Genomic DNA, 19,799 nt, shown 5'->3' with positions numbered 1-19,799 from the left:
CGCCGCAACGCGGCAGGGGGACCATGCCGCGCGGGACGGGGGAAGACAAGATGAGCCATGTTGATGTGACGGTGCGCGGCGCGGGGATTTTCGGCCTCGCCTGCGCCTGGGCCTGTCTGCGTCGGGGCGCGCGGGTGCGGGTGGTCGATCCCTTTGGCGTGGCGGCGGGGTCGTCTGGCGGCGTGGTCGGCGCGCTGGCGCCGCATGTGCCGGAGAACTGGAATGCGAAGAAGGCCTTCCAGCTGGACAGCCTTCTGATGGCCGGTGCCTATTGGGCTGAAATAGAGACTGTTTCAGGGTTTTCCGCCGGTTATGCGCGACTGGGCCGGGTGCAGCCGCTGGCCGATGACCGGGCGGTGGAGATGGCGCGGGCGCGGGAGGTCTCGGCGGCTGAACTCTGGGGGGACCATGCCGAGTGGCGCGTGGTGTCGGACGGCGGGCGCTTTGCGCCGGTCAGCCCGACGGGGCTTTTCGTGATGGATACGTTGACCGCCCGGATACATCCGCGCAAAGCCTGTCTTGCACTGGCAGAGGCGATCCGGCGGCAGGGCGGAGAGATCGTGACGGAGGCCTCGGATCAGGGCGCGGTGGTGCATGCAACAGGCGTCGCGGGGCTGGAGGTGTTGTCGGAGGTGTCCGGGCGCGCCATCGGCACGGGGGTGAAGGGGCAGGCGGCGGTGCTGGGCTTTGACGCCGGCGAAGTGCCGCAGGTCTTTGCCGGGGGGGTGCATGTGGTGCCGCATGCCGACGGGACCGTGGCGATCGGGTCGACCTCTGAGCGGGATTATGCGGATGCGACGGGCACGGATGAGGCTCTAAACCAGGTGATTTCGGCAGCGCGGGCAGCGGTCCCGGCCTTGGCTGATGCACCCGTGCTGGCACGCTGGGCCGGGGTACGGCCCCGGGCACGGTCAAGGGCGCCGCTGCTGGGCGCATGGCCGGGGCGCGAGGGGCATTTCATCGCAAATGGCGGCTTCAAGATCGGGTTCGGCATGGCGCCGAAGGTGGGGGAGGTCATGGCCGATCTGATCCTCGATCAGACAGACACTATTCCGGCGGATTTCGCGGTTGAGGCGGTCTGGCCATGAGCGTCACGCGGTGTCCGGGTTGTGGTGCGTCTCTGCCGGGCAGGGACGGTCCGGTGCACGAATATATGATATCGTCGCCCGCCTGCTGGGCGCTTTTTGGAGAGGTGCTGGCAGCTGAATATGCCGATCCTGCCCTGCGCGATACGCATCGGCTGTCTGTCGATACCTATGCAGTGCAACATCCCGGAGCCCCCAGCGATCGCCGGGCGGTTCAGTCTGTCGGACTGCATCTTGCGCGGCTGTACCGCAGACTGGGATCAGACATGACGCCGGAAGAGACGAACGCCGTCATGACGGGTTTTGTCGGACGAAAGGAGAGTCTGATCCAACTGAATCCGCCGACGGCCTTCACGATGACTGTCGCTGACATTGCGCCCTTGATCGGTGGCCCGGGTCATTCGGCGGCGGTCCGGGCTTGGGCCGAACGGACGTGGGACGATTGGGCGCAACATCATGACTATATCCGCGATTGGGCGGATGGCTGAGGATTGGGACCGCTCCCTCCCTCACCGTGTCGTAACAGATACTCGTGCAACCTGCGTCGATACAAAACGCGCGCCCACAGGGACGCGCGTTTCGCCTGTTCAGAGACGGATTTCCGGCTCAGTTCGGCGATTTGGCAAAGCGCAGATAGGGCAGTTTCTTGTCCAGCGCGCCGTATTTCGCCTCTGCCGCCGCGTCGTCCAGCGAGAGGGCCACGATCACGTCCTGGCCGACCTCCCAGTTGGCGGGCACGGCAAGCGGCTGTTCGTAGGTGCGCTGCAGCCCGTCGAGGGCGCGCAGCACCTCGGCAAAGTTGCGGCCGACGGACATCGGGTAGGTCATCATCAGCTGCACCTTCTTGTTGGGCGCGATGATGAAGACCGAGCGCACGGTGGCGGAATGCGCGGGGGTGCGGCCATCGGGCAGGTAGGCATCGGCGGGCAGCATGTCGAGCGCCTTGGCCACCGTCAGGTCATTATCCGCGATGATCGGAAAGCCCGCGGGGGTGCCGGCGACCGCTTCGATGTCGCCCTTCCATTTCTTGTGCTCTTCCACACCGTCGACGGAGATGCCCATCACCTTGGTGCCCCGTTTTTCCCATTCCGCCGTCAACTGCGCCACGGCGCCGAATTCGGTGGTGCAGACCGGAGTGAAATCCTTGGGATGCGAGAACAGGATCGCCCAGCTGTCGCCGATCCAGTCATGCAGGGACAGCGTGCCCTGGTCGGTTTCGACGGTGAGATCGGGAATTGTGTCGTTGATGCGCAGTGCCATGGTGCTCTCCTTGGTAAAACCACTTTGCGACTTATCTAAATACCGCACATCCGATTTGCACCCCCTCACCTTGCAAGGGACAGGGCGGGGTGACAGAGTGGCGCGGATTCCGCGGGACCGCCGTTTGCATGTCGGAAAATGGCCCGCGTTGCACGGGAGACTACCATGATTGAGAAACGCCAGTTTTACATCAACGGGGAATGGGTCGACCCGGCCATTCCGAACGATCACAATGTCATTGATCCGTCGACGGAGGAGCCCTGCGCGGTGATCTCGCTCGGATCGGAGGCCGATGTCGACAAGGCCGTGGCGGCAGCCAAGGCGGCGTTCCCCGCCTGGATGAAGACCTCTCCCGAAGCGCGTATCGCGCTGTGCGAAAAGATTCTCGAGGTCTACAAGACAAAGCAGGACGAGATGGGTGCCGCGATCTCGATGGAGATGGGCGCGCCGATCGACATGTCGAAGTCGCAGCAATGGGGCGCGGGCTTTGGCCATACCAAGGATTTCATCAAGGCCGCGAAAGAGTTCGCCTTTGTGCGTCCGCTTGGCGATCACGCACCCAACACCCGCATCGTCTACGAGGCGTTCGGCGTCTGCGCTATGATCACGCCGTGGAACTGGCCAATGAACCAGGTCACGCTCAAGGTCATCGCGGCCCTTATCGCCGGCTGCACCATGGTGCTGAAACCGTCCGAGGAAAGCCCGCTGAACGCGCTGCTCTTCGCCGAGATACTGGACGAGGCCGGGGTGCCCAAGGGTGTCTTCAACCTGGTGAACGGCGATGGCGTCGGTGTCGGGACGGCGCTCACCGGACATGAGGATGTCGACATGGTCAGCTTCACCGGCTCGACCCGCGCCGGCATCGCGATTTCGCAGAATGCGGCGAAGACGCTGAAGAAGGTGCATCTGGAGCTTGGCGGCAAAGGTGCCAATGTGATTTTCGCCGATGCAGACGACAAGGCGGTCAAGCGTGGCGTGATGCACATGATGAACAACTCCGGCCAGTCGTGCAATGCGCCCTCGCGCATGCTGGTCCAGCGCGCCCGCTACGATGCGGCGGTCGAGGAAGCGGCGGCGGTCGCCAATTCGATCACCGTTGGCTCGGCGCATGAATCGGGCCGTCATATCGGGCCGGTGGTGAACGAGACGCAGTTCAACAAGATCCAGGACCTGATCCAGAAGGGGATCGACGAAGGCGCCCGCCTCGTTGCCGGTGGTACGGGTCGTCCGGACGGGCTGAACCGCGGCTTTTTTGTCAGACCCACGGTGTTTGCCGATGCCAACAACCAGATGACCATCGCGCGCGAGGAAATCTTCGGTCCGGTTCTGACCATCATGCCCTTCGACACGGAAGAGGAGGCGATCGAGATCGCCAATGACACGCCCTATGGTCTGACGAATTATGTCCAGACCCAGGATGGCGATACGGCCAACCGGATGGCTTTGTCCCTGCGGTCCGGCATGGTCGAGATGAACGGCCAGCCGCGCGGCGCCGGCGCGCCCTTCGGCGGCATGAAAATGTCGGGCCGTGGCCGGGAAGGTGGCGTCTGGGGGCTGGAAGACTTCATGGAAATCAAAGCCGTCTCCGGCTGGGATGCCAAAATGGCGTGATCCTCGGATCTGAATGAAAGAGGGGCGCGGCCGCGAAACCGCGCCCCTTTTCTCTGGTCTTCAAATATCCTGGGGGTGAGGCGCGCAGCGCCGAGGGGGCAATGCCCCCTCCCCCTTCGTTAATTGCACTTTCCTGGCGAAAGGGATCGACGTCTCAACAGGCCGCTCCGTTTCGCATAGGAGGCATTGCTATCAACTTTTAGACTGGGCCCCCTGTCCTTTGTCAAAAGGGAACCGGCGCCCTGAAGCTCATGCCCATGCCTCCGTCCGGATGTAACAGGCGCAGCTCTTCGGAATGCAGCATCAGGCGGGGATGCGCGCGTGCGGGCCCTGTCGCATAGAAGGGATCGCCAAGGATCGGGTGGCCAAGCGCCAGCATATGCACGCGCAATTGATGCGACCGGCCCGTTTTCGGCATCAGGCGCACACGGGTCTCGCCGTCTCCATATCGCTGGACGCGCCAGTCGGTTTGGGCCGGACGGCCATTTTCATGGTCGACCATCTGGCGGGGCCGGTTGGGCCAGTCGACGGTCAGTGGCAGATCGACCGTGCCGGAGCGTGGCTCAAGACGCCCGGACACCCGCGCAACGTAAGTTTTCTTTGTGCGGCGATGTTCGAACTGCAGGCCCAGGTGACGCTGGGCATGGGGGGTCAGGGCAAAGACCATGATCCCGGATGTATCGCGGTCGAGACGATGCACCAGCAATGCCGTGGGAAAGACCGACTGGATCCGGGACAACAGACAATCGGCAAGGTGTTCGCCCTTGCCCGGGACGGACAGCAGGCCCGAGGGCTTGTCGACCAGCAGGATCTCGTGATCTTCGTGGATCACCGATAGGGGCGTGTCGGGCGGGGCATAGTCTGTCATCGGAACGCTTTAGCGCGACGGCCTGCATCAGGCCAGAGGCCAGATGCCAGGGCGCCCGGGATGCAGGCGGGCGTTCAGGCAAATGTCGCGGCGAGGATCGCTTGGAGCGCCGCTGCATCCGTCTCGTCAAAGGCATCCGGCTGGTCGCTGTCTATGTCGAGCACGGCGATAATGTCGCCCGCGCCATTGCGGACAGGGATCACCAGTTCGGACCGGGTGGAGGATGCGCAGGCAATATGGCCCGGGAAAGCGTCGACATCGGGGACGATCTGGGTTTCGCCCGTACGCGCCGCCGCACCGCAGACGCCGCGGTCGAACGGGATTTTCAGGCAACCATGTCCACCCTGATACGGTCCGATCTTCAACAGGCCCGGTTCCGTCACACGGTAAAACCCGGTCCAGTCGAACCGGTCGTCGGAATGATGGATTTCGCAGGCGAGCGTGGCCATCAAGGCCACCTCGTCAGTTTCGTTTTCGGTGAGGGCCGCAATCGTCGCGGCGAGACTGCGGTAGTCGACTGTCATGGTCTGTGGCCCTGTCCGGGTTCGGATTGTTAATCTTATCCTCAGTTTTTTACCCCGCCACCTGCAGACATCACAAGATGGTAATCCTTTGCCCGTATAGTTGTCGGGTATCCGAAGGAAATGCGTATATCATTGAGATGAGGCCAAAAAATGAAGTTGGCGGTTGAAGAAATCGGAAACGTTCAGGCGTCGATGATGGTCGTCCGGATTGACGCGTCGCGGATCGATGCCGCAGCAGCCATCCAGTTCAAGGATGCAATGCGCGATATTGCGGAGGATGGCACGGGTCTGGTCCTGCTCGACCTGTCCGAAGTTGAATTCATCGATTCGAGCGGACTTGGCGCGATCGTTGCCGTCATGAAATTTCTGGCACCACTGCGACGTCTCGAACTGGCCGGGCTCCAGCCCAATGTGGCACGGGTGTTCCGGTTGACCCGGATGGATTCCGTATTCGCCATCCATCCTGAGGTCGAGACCGCGATGGCCAGCCATGCCGGTTGAAAGACATCATATTCAGCAATCGGCGTTCCGCCTGCCGCAACCTGCGGCCGCGGTTTCAGGCTCGATCGCACTGGATGCGCGTGCCCTTGCCGTACGACATGCGCTTGCTGAATTCATCGACCGCCTGCGCGACGCGACGCTTGAACAGGAACAGTTAGGTACAATTGAACTTGTCCTTGCCGAAGTGCTGAACAACGTGGTTGAGCATGCTTATACCGATACTGGCGGTCATATCGGGTTGCACTGGTCGCTTGGGGAGACGGGCCTTTTGATCCGGGTCGAAGATTCCGGCCGGGCCATGCCGGGCGACATTCTGAAAATGACACGCAGGTCAGCGCAGGACCTTCGGGCACCAGTTATATCAGAGGGTGGATACGGTTGGTTTCTGATCGACCGACTGGCCCGAAACATTGTCTATCGCCGTGAAGGCGACCGCAATATCCTGACGTTTCGCATCTGCCTCGGGTAGGGTGCGCCTGCCTCCGGACGGGGTCCGGCTGGCGGCGATCCCGGGAGCGGCATCCGGGGGGCGGCGAAATGTGGCAGTGTCGCGTCCGATGCCCGCCAGATAACCCCGAAAATGCCCTTATCACGTCCAAGGCCCGCCCCAGTCCAACAGGATAAGGGACGGGTAGCTGCATGGCTTCACTCGGCGTCGCGCACATCAGCCCCCACCCAGAGCGCGACGCCGAGACTTACCTTCCCGCAAATATTGATCTGTGCATCCCTGAACAGGGGAGATGAATTTTGCGGGATTTTCATTTTCCCGGACGGTTGCCTGGTTGGTAGACAACGGGGCGTGGGCGACGTGTCACCCGCTGGCCGCTCAGACCGCACCGCGACCGCTGCGGGACGGGGGCAGTGCCGGGGATGCCGCGATTGGGGTGCGGCGGTGCCGGGCCTTTGTGACCCGGAGATGACCGGGCCGGGCGGCGTTCCTTATGCTTTGGTGTCGCCTGTCGGGACCGAAAACATCTTTGGCGTCAACGGATCGGGCCACACGGCTCTAGGCGCAGATCCGCGGCTTTTGCGGGATTGCAGGTCGCGTGCGGCGGACCCGTGTGAGGACGGGTGCACCATCGGCGATCGAACCGGCGGTCAGTTCAGCTGAAAATGAAGGGGGTAGGTGCCTTCGGTCACTTCGAACGGACCAAAGAGTTCCGGGATATCGGGATGATCGACAGGCTGCCCCGAATAATCCGCGATCAGGTTCTGTTCCGACACGTAAGCGACGTAGTAGCTTTGATCGTTTTCGGCCAGCAGGTGGTAGAAGGGCTGCTCGCGGGATGGCCGCGCGTCTTCGGGGATTGCGGCATACCATTCTTCGGTGTTGTTGAATTCGGGATCGACGTCAAAAACGACCCCGCGGAAGGGGTGCTTCTTGTGGCGGACAATCTGCCCCAGATGGTATTTGGCGCGTGTGCGTAACATCGGCTTGCGGCCCCCTTAGCTCACTACTACCCTTAAAAACCGCTTAATGTCCAATTTTGAAACAAGAAATTAAGGAAACACTCTGTGAACCTCGCTCTGACAGTGCTCGAAATTGTGGCACCGGTTTTCCTTTTGGCGGCGATTGGCTTTGCCTGGGTGAAGGCGGGGTTCGACTATTCGGTGGAATTTGTCACGCGGCTGGCGATGACATTGTCGATTCCCTGTCTGGTGTTCGTGGCGCTGATGACGGCGGAGATCGACCCGGCCTCTCTGACGGGTCTGTCCCTGGCGACGGTTGTGGCCTATGCGATTCTTGTGGCTGCGGTGGCTCTGGGCCTTTACCTGACCGGGTTCGATCAGCGGACCTATCTTGGCCCGATCGCATTTGGAAATACCGGAAACATTGGCTTGCCGCTTGCGCTGTTTGCCTTTGGCGACACGGGGCTCAGCTATGCCGTCGTGATCTTCGCGATCATGGCGATCTGGTCGTTTACCTTTGGGATCTGGGTGGTGTCCGGCGGCGGATCTGCGACGAAGGCGCTGAAGGAGCCGCTGGTCTGGGGCACGATATTGGGTGGCGTGTTTCTATGGCAGGGCTGGGAGACGCCCCGATTTCTGACAAATACGCTGGAGCTGATCGGGCAGATGGCGATCCCCGTGATGCTGATCACACTGGGCGTTGCGGTGGCGCGTCTGACGCCGGGGCGCATGGCGTCGGCGGTGGTGATGTCGGCGGTGAAACTGGTGATCTGCACCGCCGTCGGATGGGGTGTCGGGCGATTCTTTGGCCTGGATGACACGGCCTTTGCCGTTCTGGTTTTGCAGATGATGACGCCCGTTGCCGTCACCTCCTACCTGCTGGCGGCAAAATACGGGGCGGATGCGCAGGCGGTTGCCGGGCTTGTCGTTGTGTCGACCCTTCTGTCCGTGTTGGCGATGCCACTGGCGCTGGCGGTTCTTTTGTAATCCCACCAATTTGTCATTTCCTGCCCCGGCGCCGATTTGCTAAAAAGGGGCAAAGTGCGTCAGACACAGTAATACAGAGGCAAGTGGCAGATGAAAAAAGCGGTATTTGCCGTGCTGATCCTGATGATGGTCGGGTCCTGCAGCAGCGGCTACAAGGGGTCTCCCCGTAATCTCGACAATGCCTGTCTGCTTTTGCAGGAACGCAAGCAATATGCAAAAGCGTTCCGCCGGGCGGAGCGGCGGCATCATGTCCCGACACATGTTCTGATGGCGATGATCCATCAGGAGAGCAAGTTCAACGGTGATGCGCGAACGCCGCACCGCTATGCGCTTGGCATTATTCCGATGGGGCGGCAGAGCTCGGCCTACGGGTACAGTCAGGCATTGGACGGAACCTGGGATGAATACAAGACCGAGACGGGCAACCGGCGCGCCAAGCGCAACGATATGAATGACGCCACGGATTTCATGGGCTGGTATATGAACAAGACCAAGCAGCGGCTGGGCATTCCGCTGTCCGATACATATAACCAGTACCTCGCCTATCATGACGGCCATACGGGATATGCCCGCGGCACCTACCGCAAGAAGGCCTGGCTGATGAATGTCGCCACGAAGGTGTCGCAGCGGTCGGTTCTGTATCAGGGGCAGCTTGCCCGATGCCGGTACCGCTGAGGCGGATCAGCGGTCGCCGCCCTGGGGTTTGTTGAAGTCGAACAGATCGCGGCCCAGCCGGATGCCGGTTTGCATATCGCCCAGAACGATGGTGGTGGCCGAGCCCGAGTCGTCATGCACCACCCATTGGCGCAGTTCCACCGGACTGCCGGTAAAGATCAGGTCGATGGAGCCATATTCGGGATGCGCGGGGTCCTGCGCTGACACGATGGTCTTTGCACCGTCTTCCCGATGACCCGTGACCATGCGGGCCCGGGTCAGGTCCACTTTTTCGTCCAGAATGATACTGAGCGGTGTCCGGCTGAGCGGATAGGTTTCCGCCGCCGGGTCGCCTTTGACGTCAAAGATGCCAACCGCACCGTTATTTGCCAGAACAAAGCTTTCGTTCGGGGGGTCGTATTCAAACCGCATCCTGCCGGGACGGTTGAGGTACAGTGTGCCAGTGGACACGCTGCCATCGCCGGCAATCTGCGTGAACTTCGCCTGAGCGGTCTTTATCCCGTTCAAGTAGGAGGAGATGTCGGTCAGGGCCAGCTTGTCGGCCCAGGCCGGTGCGGCAAGGGTCAGAGTCATGGCCAGGGCGGCGAGGGGGCGAAGCATGTTCATAGCGTCAGAGATAAGCCTTTGTCCGTCAGCGATCCAGTGACGAACGCTCACGTCTACATCACTGTTCCAGGTGGTTCTGAAATATTCCCGGTCGGGAAGAATTCAGCTCAGGACTTCGGAAACCGGACGGCGAGGCGAATAGGGCAGACGCGGTGCCTGACCCAGTCGGATGATCAGGTCCGGGCGTAGGCCCGGCTCACCAGCGAGATCGGCCAAGTCTGCGCGATAATTGGCAACCTCTACGGGTTGATTCACAAATGCCGTGGCCAGCCCGACCCGCGTCGCGTGAAGCAACATTCGTTCCGCTGCCATGCCGGTTCGGACCCAGTTGCGGGGATCGGACCGATCGGAGAGGAAAATCGCGACGGCCGGTGTCGATTGCATCTGTAATGCATATTTCCGCCGTTCAGATTTCTTCGAGAAGAAAGCATCAAACAGGAGAGGCGCGACGAAGCCGGGCAGGCTGGGATTCCCTCCCGCAATCGTCAGGAGCCCGTCACCGGAAGCCATTGCCTGTTCCGGGTTAAATCGAATCCAGTCCTTCAGTTCCGCTTTGAAGGCCGCATTCTCCATCTGACTGTCATTTGCCGTCAGGATCAGCTCTGTCAGCTGGGCGATCCGGCCGGGTTCGGACAGGATCACCAGGCGGACGCCCGGTTCACTCGCTGCACGTTCCAGCTGAGCCAGGATCTTTGGTTCGATGGCCCTGGCGTCGAATTCAGCTCGGGTGCTCTGACGTTGCAGGATAGCTTCTGTCATGGGTCCCGATACCGGGTTTGCCGCTGTCCATTGATACAGGGCCGAACCGTCCGTTGCGATCTCGGTTCGTCCCGGTCTGCCTATGGCGTGACCAGCGATTTCCAGATTGGTCAGCGCGGCTCCCAGAGAGATGAACAAGTGGTGGTCATCTGGGTCGACGACCGGCGTGCGGCGCGACATATCGGGTGAAATTGCTATACCCTGTGTCGTTTCCGAAAATTTCCAGGCCTGGGTGTTGTGACCATTGGGTGCCAGCGTTGCCAGGCGGACCATTTCAGCGACGCCTCCGTCCGGGTTGAGCGGCGCCCGAAGCCCGGCCGCGTATTTATTATATCCATTGTTGGTGGCGGCAGTTGCGCCTGTGCCGGGTACCAGCGTTGCCAAGGTGCCCATCGCACCTGCGGATAAAAAGCGTCGGCGGTTCATCGCGTTTTCCTCAGTGTCTGACAGTTGAGGATGAATCATGTCACCCATGAGTGACATCATTGTCCAGCAGGATGCGCGCGTCAAGCGGACAGTGTCGCAGACGAGAAAACCCGCCCCATGTTTCCAAGGGGCGGGTCAGAACCGTTTAGGTGCAGTCTGTTCGACCGAACTCAGATCACGCCTGTTCCGGCACCAGAATTTCGCGTTTGCCGACATGGTTGGCGGGGGTAACGAGGCCGTTATCCTCCATCTGCTCCACCAAGCGCGCGGCCTTGTTATAGCCGATGCCCAGTTTACGCTGGATGTAGGAGGTGGAGCATTTGCGGTCCTTGATGACCACGGCCACCGCCTGATCGTAGAGCGCATCCTCGCCATCGGTATTGCCGCCGGTATTGAGGCCGAGAACGGCATCGATATCGTCGGCCTTTTCCTCATCCGGGCCATCGACCACGCCGCCGACATAGTCGGGCGGGCCAAATGTCTTGAGGTGGTTCACGATCTCCTCGACTTCTTCGTCAGAGACGAAGGGGCCATGGGCGCGGATGATCTTGGACCCGCCCGCCATGTAGAGCATGTCACCCATGCCGAGCAGTTGTTCGGCGCCCATTTCGCCGAGGATGGTGCGGCTGTCGATCTTGGACGTCACCTGGAAGGAAATCCGGGTGGGGAAGTTCGCCTTGATCGTACCGGTGATCACGTCGACGGAGGGGCGCTGCGTCGCCATGATCAGGTGGATGCCGGAGGCCCGGGCCATCTGGGCCAGACGCTGGATGCAGGCTTCGATCTCCTTGCCCGCGACCATCATCAGGTCGGCCATCTCGTCGACGATGACGACGATATAGGGCATCTTCTTGGGCGCGAATTCCTCGGTCTCAAAGACCGGATCGCCGGTGTCGTCGTCAAAACCCGTCTGCACGGTGCGGGAGAACATCTCGCCCTTGGATACGGCATCGGCAACGCGGCCGTTGTAGCCGTCGATATTGCGGACGCCCATCTTGGACATCTTGCGATAGCGCTCTTCCATCTCGCCCACGACCCATTTCAGGGCGACAACCGCCTTTTTGGGGTCGGTGACGACGGGGGAGAGCAGATGCGGGATGCCGTCATAGACGCTGAGTTCCAGCATCTTGGGGTCGATCATCACGAGGCGCAGGTCATCGGGGCTGAGCTTATACAGCAGCGACAGGATCATCGTGTTGATCGCCACCGACTTACCGGAGCCGGTGGTACCCGCGATCAGCAGGTGGGGCATCTTGGCGAGGTTGGCGACAACCGGGTCGCCGCCGATGTCCTTGCCGAGCGCCAGCGGCAGTTTCTGGTTGCCGTCGCCATAGTCGCGGGTCGACAGGATTTCGCGGAACGACACCATCTCCCGCTTGTCATTGGGCAGTTCGATGCCGATGACCGACCGGCCCGGCACCGTGGAGACACGGGCGGAAAGGGCGGACATGGAGCGTGCGATATCGTCGGCCAGACCGATCACGCGGGAGGCCTTGAGGCCCGGCGCGGGTTCCAGCTCGTACATGGTGACGACGGGGCCGGGGCGGACCGAAACGATCTCTCCCTTCACGCCGTAATCGTCCAGCACGTTTTCCAGCATACGGGCGTTTTCCTCCAGCGCCTCGTCGCTCAGGACATGGCGTTCGACGTTGGACGGGTCGGCCAGCAGGGCCAGCGGCGGCAGTTCGTAATCGGCATGCCGGTCCTCGAACTGGAGGCTCGGCTGAGCTTCCAGACGCGCGCGGGTCGAGGTTGTCACCGGCTTGCGGATATTGTGCTGAACGCGCGGGCCGCGCGGTTCTGCGACAGGCAGGCGCTGTTCGGGTTGCGGCGCCTCATAGGGGAGGTCGTCGTAGCCGTCGTCATAGGCCTCTTCCGCGTAGGTGTCCTCCGGATAGGCTGCGTCTTCGGCCACCGGCATTTCGTCGTAGTCGTAGTTGCCGTAACCGGCGTCCTCTTCCGACTGGTACCGATCGTCGACGTCCTCTTCCGGGTAGCTGTCTTCGGGCACTTCAACAAAACGGGCTTCGCCGAGGGTCGATTTGGGGGCTGTGTGCCGCTCCAGCACCGGGGCGGCTGCGCGGGGGGGCACAGATGCCGGGGCGATGCGATGATCGGGCTGGCTGTGGCGCGGCGCAGGCTGGGACGGGGCGGCGACCTGAGCCGGGGTCGCGACCTGTGCTGCCGTCAGCGGCGGTTCGGCCGGCAGGGTGCGGGCCGGGGCGGAGACGGGCGGTTCGGCACGGTGCTGCGGGTTAAACACCAGTGGCCGGGGGCCGCGTCCACGGCCACGGGTCAGCGGTTTGTCCTCGGGCGCGGGCTGCGTCGGGACGGGTTCATTGCGGGTACGGCTGCGGACGATTTCCGCGATGCGGGCCTTGATGCGGTCGTCTTCGGGGTGAAGATTGTGGGCGTCGTAGACCGGCTCTTCCTCCGGTTCGACGGGCAGTTCCGTCGCCGGCTCCTGCGCGACGTAGGTTTCGTGCTCGGCCCGGCGGACGAGGCCAGGGATGCGGCTGGCAAGTGTCCGGCGGGCAGAAATCGTGGGTTCCGGCGCGGACCAGTCGTCCTCTTCGACAAAGGCGTCTTCTTCGTCTTCCGGGTGTTCCGCGTCCCAGCGAGCCTGTTCTTCGGCCGCGATGCGACGGGTTTCGCGACGGGTGCGGTTGCGATCCTGCAGTGTGGCGGCGGTTTTGAGCGCACCAACCGCGCCGCGCCCCAGAATATTGGCGATGCCGGCATAGATCATGATCAGGCCGATCAGGCAGGCGCGGGCAATGCGTCGGATCTCTACCCCATCGAAGCCGGTGACAAAGAGGCCAAGCGCCAGCATTGGCAGGCCGATGCCCAACGAAATCATCTTGAGCCCCAGGCTGGGCCCGAAGGGTACAACGCCCAGCACGGTGCCCAGAACGGTATCGCCAAAGAGCCCGCCCATGCCAAAGCGATGGGTCCAGTCCTGATCGGGGACGAGGGTGGAGGCAAAGACCGCCAGCATGGCAATCCAGATCGGCGCAAAGATCAGGCGGCCGATAGCCCGGTCTTCACCCCAGTGCAGCGCAAAGCGGGCGCCCCAGACCAGCAGAATGACCGAAAGACCCCAGCTGCCGGACCCGATGACCATGAACAGCGGCGCTGCGACGGCGGCACCCAGACGGCCCAGCCAGTTCTGCACCGGCGCGTCATGGACCGAGAGCCAGGACGGATCATCCGGCGAATAGGACAGGAACATCAAGGATGTCAGAAGGCCAAGCACGATCAGTGCCAGCCCTGCCAGTTCCTTGCCGCGCCGTTCTATCGTGGCCTGCATATCGCTATCGAACAATGGGTCTCCACCGCGCCGTGTCTGAAAAGCCATTCTGCTTCGTCCTCACTTAGTACAGATGGTTGCGCAGGGTGATCAGCGCCTGCGCCATCTCTTCTTTTGGGGCCACCATGGCGACCCTTATGTATGGTTTGCCCGGGTTGTCGTTCTCGACCTCCCGGCTCAGATAGGCTCCGGGCAGGACCCGGATGCCGGTTTTGGTCCAGAGATCCAGCGCTGCCTGTTCGCTGTCCTGAACCGGGAGCCAGAGGAAAAATCCTCCCTCCGGCCCCTGGTAGCCGGGGACGCCGTCAAAGATGCGGTCGGCCTCGGCGAATTTCTCCTGATAGAGGTGGCGGTTCGCGATCACGTGGTCTTCGTCGGACCATGCGCGTTCGGAGACGCGTTGAAGGGGCAGCGGCACGGCGGCGCCGGAATAGGCGCGCAGCTGCCGCAGACGCTTGATGCTTTCGGGCCCGGCGGCCAGGAAGCCGGAGCGCAGGCCCGGCAGGTTCGACCGTTTGGAAAGCGACTGGAAGACCACGATGCGTTCCGGGTCCGCGCCCATCTCCTCGGCCACCTCAAGGATGCCGGTGGGCGTGTCGCCGCGATAGATCTCGGAATAGCATTCGTCGCTGAAGATGCGGAAATCGTGCTTTTCGGCCAGTGCGATGAGGTCACGCCAATAGGCACGGTCGGCGATGGCGCCCTGCGGGTTGGCGGGCGAACAGATATAGGCGGCGGTGGCGCGGTTGAGCGTCTCCTGCGGCAGCGCGCCATAGTCAGGCAGGAAGCCGTTCTGGCGGATGGCGGGGACAAACACCGGCTTCGCCCCGACGGACAGCGCGCCGATCATGTAGACCTGATAGAAGGGGTTCGGCATCAGCACGGTGGGCGTCTTGCCGGCCTTCAGCTCCGGCAGGAGCGCCATGGCGGCGTTATAGAGCCCCTCCTTGCTGCCATTCAGCATCATGAGGCGTTCGGGGCCGAGGGTGACATTGTACCGCCGTGCGACCCAGCCCGAAATCGCGTCGAGCAGTTCGGGCGTGCCGTCGCTGGGGGGATAGTTGTTCAGCTCTCCGACAGAGGCGGCGAGGACCTCGGGAACCCAGTCGGGAAAGGGGTGTTTCGGCTCTCCGATGGTCATATTGACCACTGCTCCGCCGGGCGCATGCGTATCCAATAGCGCACGAAGGCGCGGGAACGCGTAAGCCGGAAGGTTCGAAAACCGCTCGGGGAACATCCAGAATTGCCTCAAAGATCGGGGTCGTTTGCCGCCCCGTTTGGACAGAACTTAGCGCGCGCGAGGGCTTTCGTCCAGCATTGCGACGCGTCTGCGCGTCGCTTGTGGCATTTAGGACAGCGCTTGTTCCGCCGCTGCCCCGATCCTGAGCAATGCTTCCTCGCCAAAGGGTTTTCCCATCAGCATCAGGCCACTGGCGGGCACGCCTGTCGGCAGCGTCAGGGCGGAAAGGCCCATCATATTGCCGACACGGGTGTTGCGCAGGGCCAGCAGGTTTTCGGCCACGTAATAGTCGTGGTCCGACAACATGCGTTCGGCATCGGGCGGCAGGATCGGCGCGGTGGGGGCGGCGACGGCGTCAAAGCCTGCCGTGCGTTCGGTCCAGAGCTTGCGGGCGGCGTCGACCTTGGCCCAGGCGGCGACATAATCGGGGGCGGAGAAATTCGCGCCGCCCCGGAAGCGGGCGAGGATTTCGGAATACATCTTGTCCGGCGCGGTCTCGATCACGTCGCGCCAGAGGCCATAGGCCTCCCCCGCGAATAGGATGGCGGAGGTGTTGAGCGCCTCGACGATCTCCGGGATCTCGAAGGGGACGATCTCTGCCCCGGCGGCTTTCAGTTTCTCCAGCGCGGCGTCATAGGCGGCACGGGGCTGGTCACGGATATCGTCCAGCACCACGGTCTGAAGCGCGGCGATGCGGGTGCCCTTCAGGCTGGCGCCGGTCAGATCGGGGGCCGTTGCGGCCTCCATCACGGCGGTCAGCAGGGCGGCATCTTCGACCGACCGGCAGAGCGGGCCGATCGTGTCGAACTTGAGGCAGAGCGGCACGACCCCGTCGAGCGGCAGGCGCCCGACGGTCGTTTTCAGCCCGACGAGGTCCTGCCAGGCCGAGGGGATGCGGACCGACCCGCCGGTATCGCTGCCGATGCCCGCGGCGGCGAGGCCAAAGGCGACGGAGGCCGCCGCGCCGGAGGAGGACCCGCCCGGCACCCAGGCCGGGTCATGGCGGTTGGGCGGCGTGGCCGTCACCGGGTTGATGCCGATGCCGGAGAAGGCGAGCTCCGACATATGGGTTTTGCCCAGGCAGACGAGGCCCGCGGCGGTGGCCTTCTGCAGGACCAGCGCGTCGGCTTCCGGGGTGCGGCCCTCCAGCAGGGCGGAGCCGGATTCGGTGGCCACGCCCGCCGTGTCGAAAAGGTCCTTCCAGGAGATCGGCACACCGTCGAGCGGACCCTTACGGGTGCCCGCCTTGGCGCGGATGGAGGCCGCTTTCGCCTCTGCCCGGGCGCGGTCATGGGTGACGCGGGCATAGATGCGGTCGCGGTGTTCATGGGCGTTGATGGCGGTGAGGTAGGTTTCGGTCAGGTCGACCGGATCAATCTCACCCGTGCCGATCTTGCGGCCAAGCTCCGCCGCCGTCATCCACCGCCAGTCTTCCATGATCATCTCCGTGCTGTTCGGCGCGACGGTAGCGGCACGGCGGCGCATGGACAATCCCGTCCGGAACGCCATAGTTCGCGGCATGGAACAGAAGAGCGATATCCTGATCGTCGGTGGCGGGCTGAACGGGCCCGCGACGGCACTGGCGCTGGCCCGGGCGGGGCTGAGCGTGACCGTCATTGACGCGATGCCGGACGGCGTGCAGGCGGAGGAGGGGTTCGACGGGCGCGCCTATGCGCTGGCGCTGGCCTCGGTGCGTCTGCTGCGGCGGATCGGGGTCTGGGACAGGGTCGCCGATGACAGCCAGCCGATGCTGGAGATCAAGGTGACGGATGGCCGGGCAGGGGAACGCCCCTCCCCTTTCCTGATGCATTTCGATCATGCGGAGATCGAGGAAGGCCCGATGGGGCATATGATCGAGGATCGGTTCCTGCGCCGTGCCCTGAACGACGCGATGGCAGAAGCCGATGGCGTGACGGTCCTGCGCGGGCGCAAGGTGGTGGACCAGATGGTCCAGCCAGATGCTGCTGTGGTGACGCTGGACGATGGCCGGCAGGTCCCCGGCGCATTACTGATCGGCTGTGACGGGCGGCAATCCGGAACGGCCCAGCGGGCAGGTATCCGACGGGTCGGCTGGGGGTATGACCAGACCGCTCTGGTCTGTGCGATCCGGCATGAGCAGCCGCATCATGGCGTGGCGCATCAGTTCTTTCTGCCGCAGGGACCGCTGGCGATCCTGCCTTTGCCGGGGCGGCGGTCCTCTATCGTCTGGAGCGAGACTTCGGCGCGCGCTGCCGCAATCAACGCACTGCCTGAGGCTGAATATCTGGACGTTCTGCGCCCGCGATTTGGCCGGTTTCTGGGCGATATCTCGCTGGCGGGACAGCGTTTCGCCTATCCTCTGGGGCTGAGCCTCGCCCAGTTCTTCGTTGCGGACCGGCTGGCGCTGGTCGGCGATGCGGCGCATGGGATGCATCCGATCGCGGGGCAGGGGCTGAACGCCGGGCTGCGTGATATCGGTGCGCTGGCGCAGGTGCTGGGCGAGGCGCGCGTGCGGGGGGAGGATATCGGCGCGATTAATGTGCTGGAGCGGTATCAGGAGTGGCGACGGTTCGATACGGCCACTCTGGCCATGGCGACGGATGTGTCCAACCGGCTGTTTTCCAACGACAACCCGCTGGTGCGGGTCGCGCGGGACCTCGGGATGGGGGCGATCAACGCCCTGCCCGGATTGCGCCGCCGCTTCATCCGGGAGGCCGCCGGACTGACCGGGGATCTGCCGGAGCTGATGCGCTAGCGTTTAGCCTTCGAGGGTCAGCGGCTCGGGACCCAAGCCGCTGATCGATGTCTTTTGCACGCCTTCCCCTTCCAGCTTATTCCGCCGGGGGCGGCAGGAAGTCGACCTCATGTTCGGCAGAGATGCGGACGAGCTCTTCCGGGTCTGTGACGCCGTCAAGCTTGCCGAACAGGTCAAAAATCTTGCGGGAGGGGGCGACGCCGAAGACGCAGGTCGCCTCTGCCCCGGAACGATTGAAGATGCCATGCGCCACGCCCATCGGCATTTTCACCGTGTCGCCGGGGCCTGCTGTCTGCACATCGGCGCCGAATTCGACCTCCAAGTTGCCGGTCAGCATGACGATCCATTCATCCTGGGTCGGGTGGATATGCGGCGGTACAAAGGTGCCGTCGGGGATGACCGCATGCCAGATCATGGCGTTTTCGCTATGGAGTTTGGGGGTATAGGTATGGCCGACGACATTCCACTGTTGGCCGTCTACAGAGCCATCCGCTGCGGTGACACCTGGTTCCATTATGCTGGTCTCCTGTTGGATTATTCCTGACGGATCTTTTGCCCGCCGCAGTCAGTCTGCCAGAAATCAGTTTGGGGTCTTACCAAAAATTCAGCCCGTGCCGGTGCCAAGGTATTTTAAGTTTAAATATCTTTCTGGTTGCGTAGAGTTTTGGCACAGGATTGCGAGGCATGACGGAATAGCCTCAACGCGGGGGGCCACGGCTCACTCAGGACTTCTGGCGTTACGCGGAGGCACAGATGTTCGTCGGGACACCGCGCCGAATTCGGGCCGGGTCAGAAGTAGACGCGGGCCAGCGCCGGAAAGACCGCCTTTGACTTGAGTGGCGAAGCTGCGCGGGGTAGGGCCGGGAAGCCTGCCGGAGACTCGCCTTGTCCAAGACCCTGAAACTCGCCACCGGAAGCCTTCTGATTGGCTGTCTCGTCCTGGGGCTGAAGGCGCTGGCCTGGTGGCTGACCGGATCGGTCGCGCTTTTGTCGGACGCGCTGGAAAGCACGGTCAACCTTGCAACAGCCTTTGCGGCGCTGGTGGCGATCCGGGTGGCGGCGCGCCCTGCGGACAGCGATCACCCCTATGGGCATCACAAGGCGGAATATTTCAGTGCCGTACTGGAGGGGGTAATGATTATCCTCGCCGCGCTGTTCATCCTGCGGGAGGCCTATGCCGGGCTGTCGGAGGTCCGGGAACTGGAGACCCCGTTTGTCGGTCTGGCGATCAACGCGGTGGCCACCTGTCTGAACGGCATCTGGGCCTTTGTGCTGGTCCGACAGGGGCGGGCGCTGAAATCGCCGGCACTGGTGGCGGATGGCAAGCATCTGTGGACGGATGTCGTGACGTCGGGCGGGGTGGCGCTGGGGCTGGTGCTGGCCGTTGTGACGGGGTGGTGGGTGCTGGACCCGGCGCTGGCCGGGCTGGTGGCTGTGAATATCCTGTGGTCGGGCTGGAAGGTCGTGAGGGAGTCGCTGTCGGGGCTCATGGATGAAGCGGTGCCGGAAGCGCAGCTGACCCGGATCAAAGAGATCATCGCCGTTGAGGCCGTGGGCGCGGTGGAGGCGCATGACCTGCGCACCCGGGTTGCGGGAAGCGCGACCTTTGTCGATTTTCATCTGGTCGTGCCAGCGGACATGTCGGTGTTCGACGCGCATGAAATCTGCGACCGGCTGGAAGCGGCGATCGAGGATATCCTGCCGGACAGTCACGTGGCCATCCATGTGGAGCCGGAGCACAAGTCCAAGCATTCCGGGATTGTCGTGCTGGACTGAGCGCGGCGCCGGTGGCGGGGTCAGGAC

The 19,799-nt window shown here is 63.0% G+C and carries 19 protein-coding genes; 9 read left to right on the top strand and 10 right to left on the bottom strand.

Translation table 11 applies throughout. The annotated features are described in order from the left end of the window. Positions 1-50: 50 nt before the first annotated feature. Positions 51-1,088, top strand: a complete 1,038-nt coding sequence (locus ACRARG_RS11100) for an NAD(P)/FAD-dependent oxidoreductase (protein ID WP_432690070.1) — start codon at positions 51-53, stop codon at positions 1,086-1,088. Next, positions 1,085-1,573, top strand: a complete 489-nt coding sequence (locus ACRARG_RS11095) for a DUF5946 family protein (protein WP_432690069.1) — start codon at positions 1,085-1,087, stop codon at positions 1,571-1,573. Before ACRARG_RS11100 ends, ACRARG_RS11095 begins: the two co-directional genes overlap by 4 nt. A gap of 118 nt (positions 1,574-1,691) precedes the next feature. Here the strand turns inward: ACRARG_RS11095 and ACRARG_RS11090 are convergent, their stop codons facing one another. Continuing rightward, positions 1,692-2,345, bottom strand: coding sequence for a peroxiredoxin (locus ACRARG_RS11090; RefSeq protein ID WP_432690068.1), 654 nt, complete (start codon positions 2,343-2,345; stop codon positions 1,692-1,694). A 165-nt stretch (positions 2,346-2,510) separates the two neighbouring features. Here ACRARG_RS11090 and ACRARG_RS11085 point away from each other — a divergent pair, with 165 nt between their 5' ends. Beyond that, positions 2,511-3,956 carry an aldehyde dehydrogenase family protein gene (locus tag ACRARG_RS11085; protein ID WP_432690067.1) on the top strand — a complete coding sequence of 482 codons (1,446 nt, stop codon included), beginning with the start codon at positions 2,511-2,513 and terminating at the stop codon, positions 3,954-3,956. A gap of 223 nt (positions 3,957-4,179) precedes the next feature. Here the strand turns inward: ACRARG_RS11085 and ACRARG_RS11080 are convergent, their stop codons facing one another. Further along, on the bottom strand, positions 4,180-4,824 hold the full coding sequence (locus tag ACRARG_RS11080) for a pseudouridine synthase (protein WP_432690066.1): 645 nt from the start codon (positions 4,822-4,824) through the stop codon (positions 4,180-4,182). Positions 4,825-4,898: 74 nt separating this feature from the next. Continuing rightward, on the bottom strand, positions 4,899-5,348 hold the full coding sequence (gene msrC, locus ACRARG_RS11075; RefSeq protein ID WP_432690065.1) for a free L-methionine (R)-S-oxide reductase MsrC: 450 nt from the start codon (positions 5,346-5,348) through the stop codon (positions 4,899-4,901). A 150-nt stretch (positions 5,349-5,498) separates the two neighbouring features. Between msrC and ACRARG_RS11070 the strand changes: the two genes are divergently transcribed. Both ACRARG_RS11070 and ACRARG_RS11065 read left to right on the top strand, forming a co-directional pair. After that, on the top strand, positions 5,499-5,849 hold the full coding sequence (locus ACRARG_RS11070) for an STAS domain-containing protein (RefSeq protein WP_432690064.1): 351 nt from the start codon (positions 5,499-5,501) through the stop codon (positions 5,847-5,849). Next, on the top strand, positions 5,839-6,318 hold the full coding sequence (locus tag ACRARG_RS11065) for an ATP-binding protein (protein WP_432690063.1): 480 nt from the start codon (positions 5,839-5,841) through the stop codon (positions 6,316-6,318). The genes ACRARG_RS11070 and ACRARG_RS11065 overlap by 11 nt, the downstream gene beginning before the upstream one ends. Before the next feature lie 629 nt (positions 6,319-6,947). Here the strand turns inward: ACRARG_RS11065 and hspQ are convergent. Next, complete coding sequence (gene hspQ / locus ACRARG_RS11060) at positions 6,948-7,280, bottom strand: heat shock protein HspQ (RefSeq protein WP_432690062.1); 333 nt, start codon at positions 7,278-7,280, stop codon at positions 6,948-6,950. Positions 7,281-7,364: 84 nt separating this feature from the next. On the opposite strand from hspQ, the gene ACRARG_RS11055 reads away from it, so the two are divergent. Continuing rightward, positions 7,365-8,246: an AEC family transporter gene (locus tag ACRARG_RS11055; protein ID WP_432690061.1), complete on the top strand. Its 882-nt coding sequence runs from the start codon at positions 7,365-7,367 to the stop codon at positions 8,244-8,246. 90 nt (positions 8,247-8,336) lie between these two features. Then, positions 8,337-8,921, top strand: a complete 585-nt coding sequence (locus tag ACRARG_RS11050) for a transglycosylase SLT domain-containing protein (RefSeq protein ID WP_432690060.1) — start codon at positions 8,337-8,339, stop codon at positions 8,919-8,921. Between the two features lie 6 nt (positions 8,922-8,927). Here the strand turns inward: ACRARG_RS11050 and ACRARG_RS11045 are convergent, their stop codons facing one another. From ACRARG_RS11045 to ACRARG_RS11025, 5 genes are all read right to left on the bottom strand, one after another. Then, positions 8,928-9,527: a LolA family protein gene (locus tag ACRARG_RS11045; RefSeq protein ID WP_432690059.1), complete on the bottom strand. Its 600-nt coding sequence runs from the start codon at positions 9,525-9,527 to the stop codon at positions 8,928-8,930. Between the two features lie 102 nt (positions 9,528-9,629). Beyond that, on the bottom strand, positions 9,630-10,760 hold the full coding sequence (locus tag ACRARG_RS11040) for an Acg family FMN-binding oxidoreductase (protein WP_432690058.1): 1,131 nt from the start codon (positions 10,758-10,760) through the stop codon (positions 9,630-9,632). Between the two features lie 127 nt (positions 10,761-10,887). Next, positions 10,888-14,070: a DNA translocase FtsK gene (locus tag ACRARG_RS11035; RefSeq protein ID WP_432690057.1), complete on the bottom strand. Its 3,183-nt coding sequence runs from the start codon at positions 14,068-14,070 to the stop codon at positions 10,888-10,890. 16 nt (positions 14,071-14,086) lie between these two features. Beyond that, the gene (locus ACRARG_RS11030; protein ID WP_432690056.1) at positions 14,087-15,259 is read right to left on the bottom strand and encodes an aminotransferase class I/II-fold pyridoxal phosphate-dependent enzyme; all 1,173 of its coding nucleotides are present in this window, start codon (positions 15,257-15,259) and stop codon (positions 14,087-14,089) included. A 111-nt stretch (positions 15,260-15,370) separates the two neighbouring features. Then, entirely contained in the window at positions 15,371-16,699 is a 1,329-nt protein-coding gene (locus tag ACRARG_RS11025) for an amidase (RefSeq protein WP_432690055.1), read from the bottom strand. 46 nt (positions 16,700-16,745) lie between these two features. Here ACRARG_RS11025 and ACRARG_RS11020 point away from each other — a divergent pair, with 46 nt between their 5' ends. Further along, the gene (locus tag ACRARG_RS11020; protein WP_432691362.1) at positions 16,746-17,996 is read left to right on the top strand and encodes a UbiH/UbiF/VisC/COQ6 family ubiquinone biosynthesis hydroxylase; all 1,251 of its coding nucleotides are present in this window, start codon (positions 16,746-16,748) and stop codon (positions 17,994-17,996) included. Positions 17,997-18,072: 76 nt separating this feature from the next. On the opposite strand, the gene ACRARG_RS11015 is transcribed toward ACRARG_RS11020, so the two are convergent. Continuing rightward, on the bottom strand, positions 18,073-18,510 hold the full coding sequence (locus tag ACRARG_RS11015) for a cupin domain-containing protein (RefSeq protein WP_432690054.1): 438 nt from the start codon (positions 18,508-18,510) through the stop codon (positions 18,073-18,075). A 371-nt stretch (positions 18,511-18,881) separates the two neighbouring features. On the opposite strand from ACRARG_RS11015, the gene ACRARG_RS11010 reads away from it, so the two are divergent. Next, the gene (locus ACRARG_RS11010) at positions 18,882-19,772 is read left to right on the top strand and encodes a cation diffusion facilitator family transporter (protein WP_432690053.1); all 891 of its coding nucleotides are present in this window, start codon (positions 18,882-18,884) and stop codon (positions 19,770-19,772) included. Positions 19,773-19,799 lie beyond the last annotated feature (27 nt).

It is taken from the genome of Pseudooceanicola profundi (genome assembly GCF_050897955.1).
Classification (GTDB): Bacteria; Pseudomonadota; Alphaproteobacteria; order Rhodobacterales; family Rhodobacteraceae; genus Pseudooceanicola.
This window is presented reverse-complemented; position numbering and strand designations above follow the sequence as displayed.

Bases quoted from the DNA above. Each gene is read 5' to 3' on its own strand.
- ACRARG_RS11100 (WP_432690070.1), top strand. From the start codon at position 51: ATGAGCCATGTTGATGTGACGGTGCGCGGCGCGGGGATTTTCGGCCTC.
- ACRARG_RS11095 (WP_432690069.1), top strand. From the start codon at position 1,085: ATGAGCGTCACGCGGTGTCCGGGTTGTGGTGCGTCTCTGCCGGGCAGG.
- ACRARG_RS11090 (WP_432690068.1), bottom strand. From the start codon at position 2,345: ATGGCACTGCGCATCAACGACACAATTCCCGATCTCACCGTCGAAACC.
- ACRARG_RS11085 (WP_432690067.1), top strand. From the start codon at position 2,511: ATGATTGAGAAACGCCAGTTTTACATCAACGGGGAATGGGTCGACCCG.
- ACRARG_RS11080 (WP_432690066.1), bottom strand. From the start codon at position 4,824: ATGACAGACTATGCCCCGCCCGACACGCCCCTATCGGTGATCCACGAA.
- msrC (WP_432690065.1), bottom strand. From the start codon at position 5,348: ATGACAGTCGACTACCGCAGTCTCGCCGCGACGATTGCGGCCCTCACC.
- ACRARG_RS11070 (WP_432690064.1), top strand. From the start codon at position 5,499: ATGAAGTTGGCGGTTGAAGAAATCGGAAACGTTCAGGCGTCGATGATG.
- ACRARG_RS11065 (WP_432690063.1), top strand. From the start codon at position 5,839: ATGCCGGTTGAAAGACATCATATTCAGCAATCGGCGTTCCGCCTGCCG.
- hspQ (WP_432690062.1), bottom strand. From the start codon at position 7,280: ATGTTACGCACACGCGCCAAATACCATCTGGGGCAGATTGTCCGCCAC.
- ACRARG_RS11050 (WP_432690060.1), top strand. From the start codon at position 8,337: ATGAAAAAAGCGGTATTTGCCGTGCTGATCCTGATGATGGTCGGGTCC.
- ACRARG_RS11045 (WP_432690059.1), bottom strand. From the start codon at position 9,527: ATGAACATGCTTCGCCCCCTCGCCGCCCTGGCCATGACTCTGACCCTT.
- ACRARG_RS11040 (WP_432690058.1), bottom strand. From the start codon at position 10,760: ATGGGTGACATGATTCATCCTCAACTGTCAGACACTGAGGAAAACGCG.
- ACRARG_RS11035 (WP_432690057.1), bottom strand. From the start codon at position 14,070: ATGGCTTTTCAGACACGGCGCGGTGGAGACCCATTGTTCGATAGCGAT.
- ACRARG_RS11030 (WP_432690056.1), bottom strand. From the start codon at position 15,259: ATGTTCCCCGAGCGGTTTTCGAACCTTCCGGCTTACGCGTTCCCGCGC.
- ACRARG_RS11025 (WP_432690055.1), bottom strand. From the start codon at position 16,699: ATGGAAGACTGGCGGTGGATGACGGCGGCGGAGCTTGGCCGCAAGATC.
- ACRARG_RS11020 (WP_432691362.1), top strand. From the start codon at position 16,746: ATGGACAATCCCGTCCGGAACGCCATAGTTCGCGGCATGGAACAGAAG.
- ACRARG_RS11015 (WP_432690054.1), bottom strand. From the start codon at position 18,510: ATGGAACCAGGTGTCACCGCAGCGGATGGCTCTGTAGACGGCCAACAG.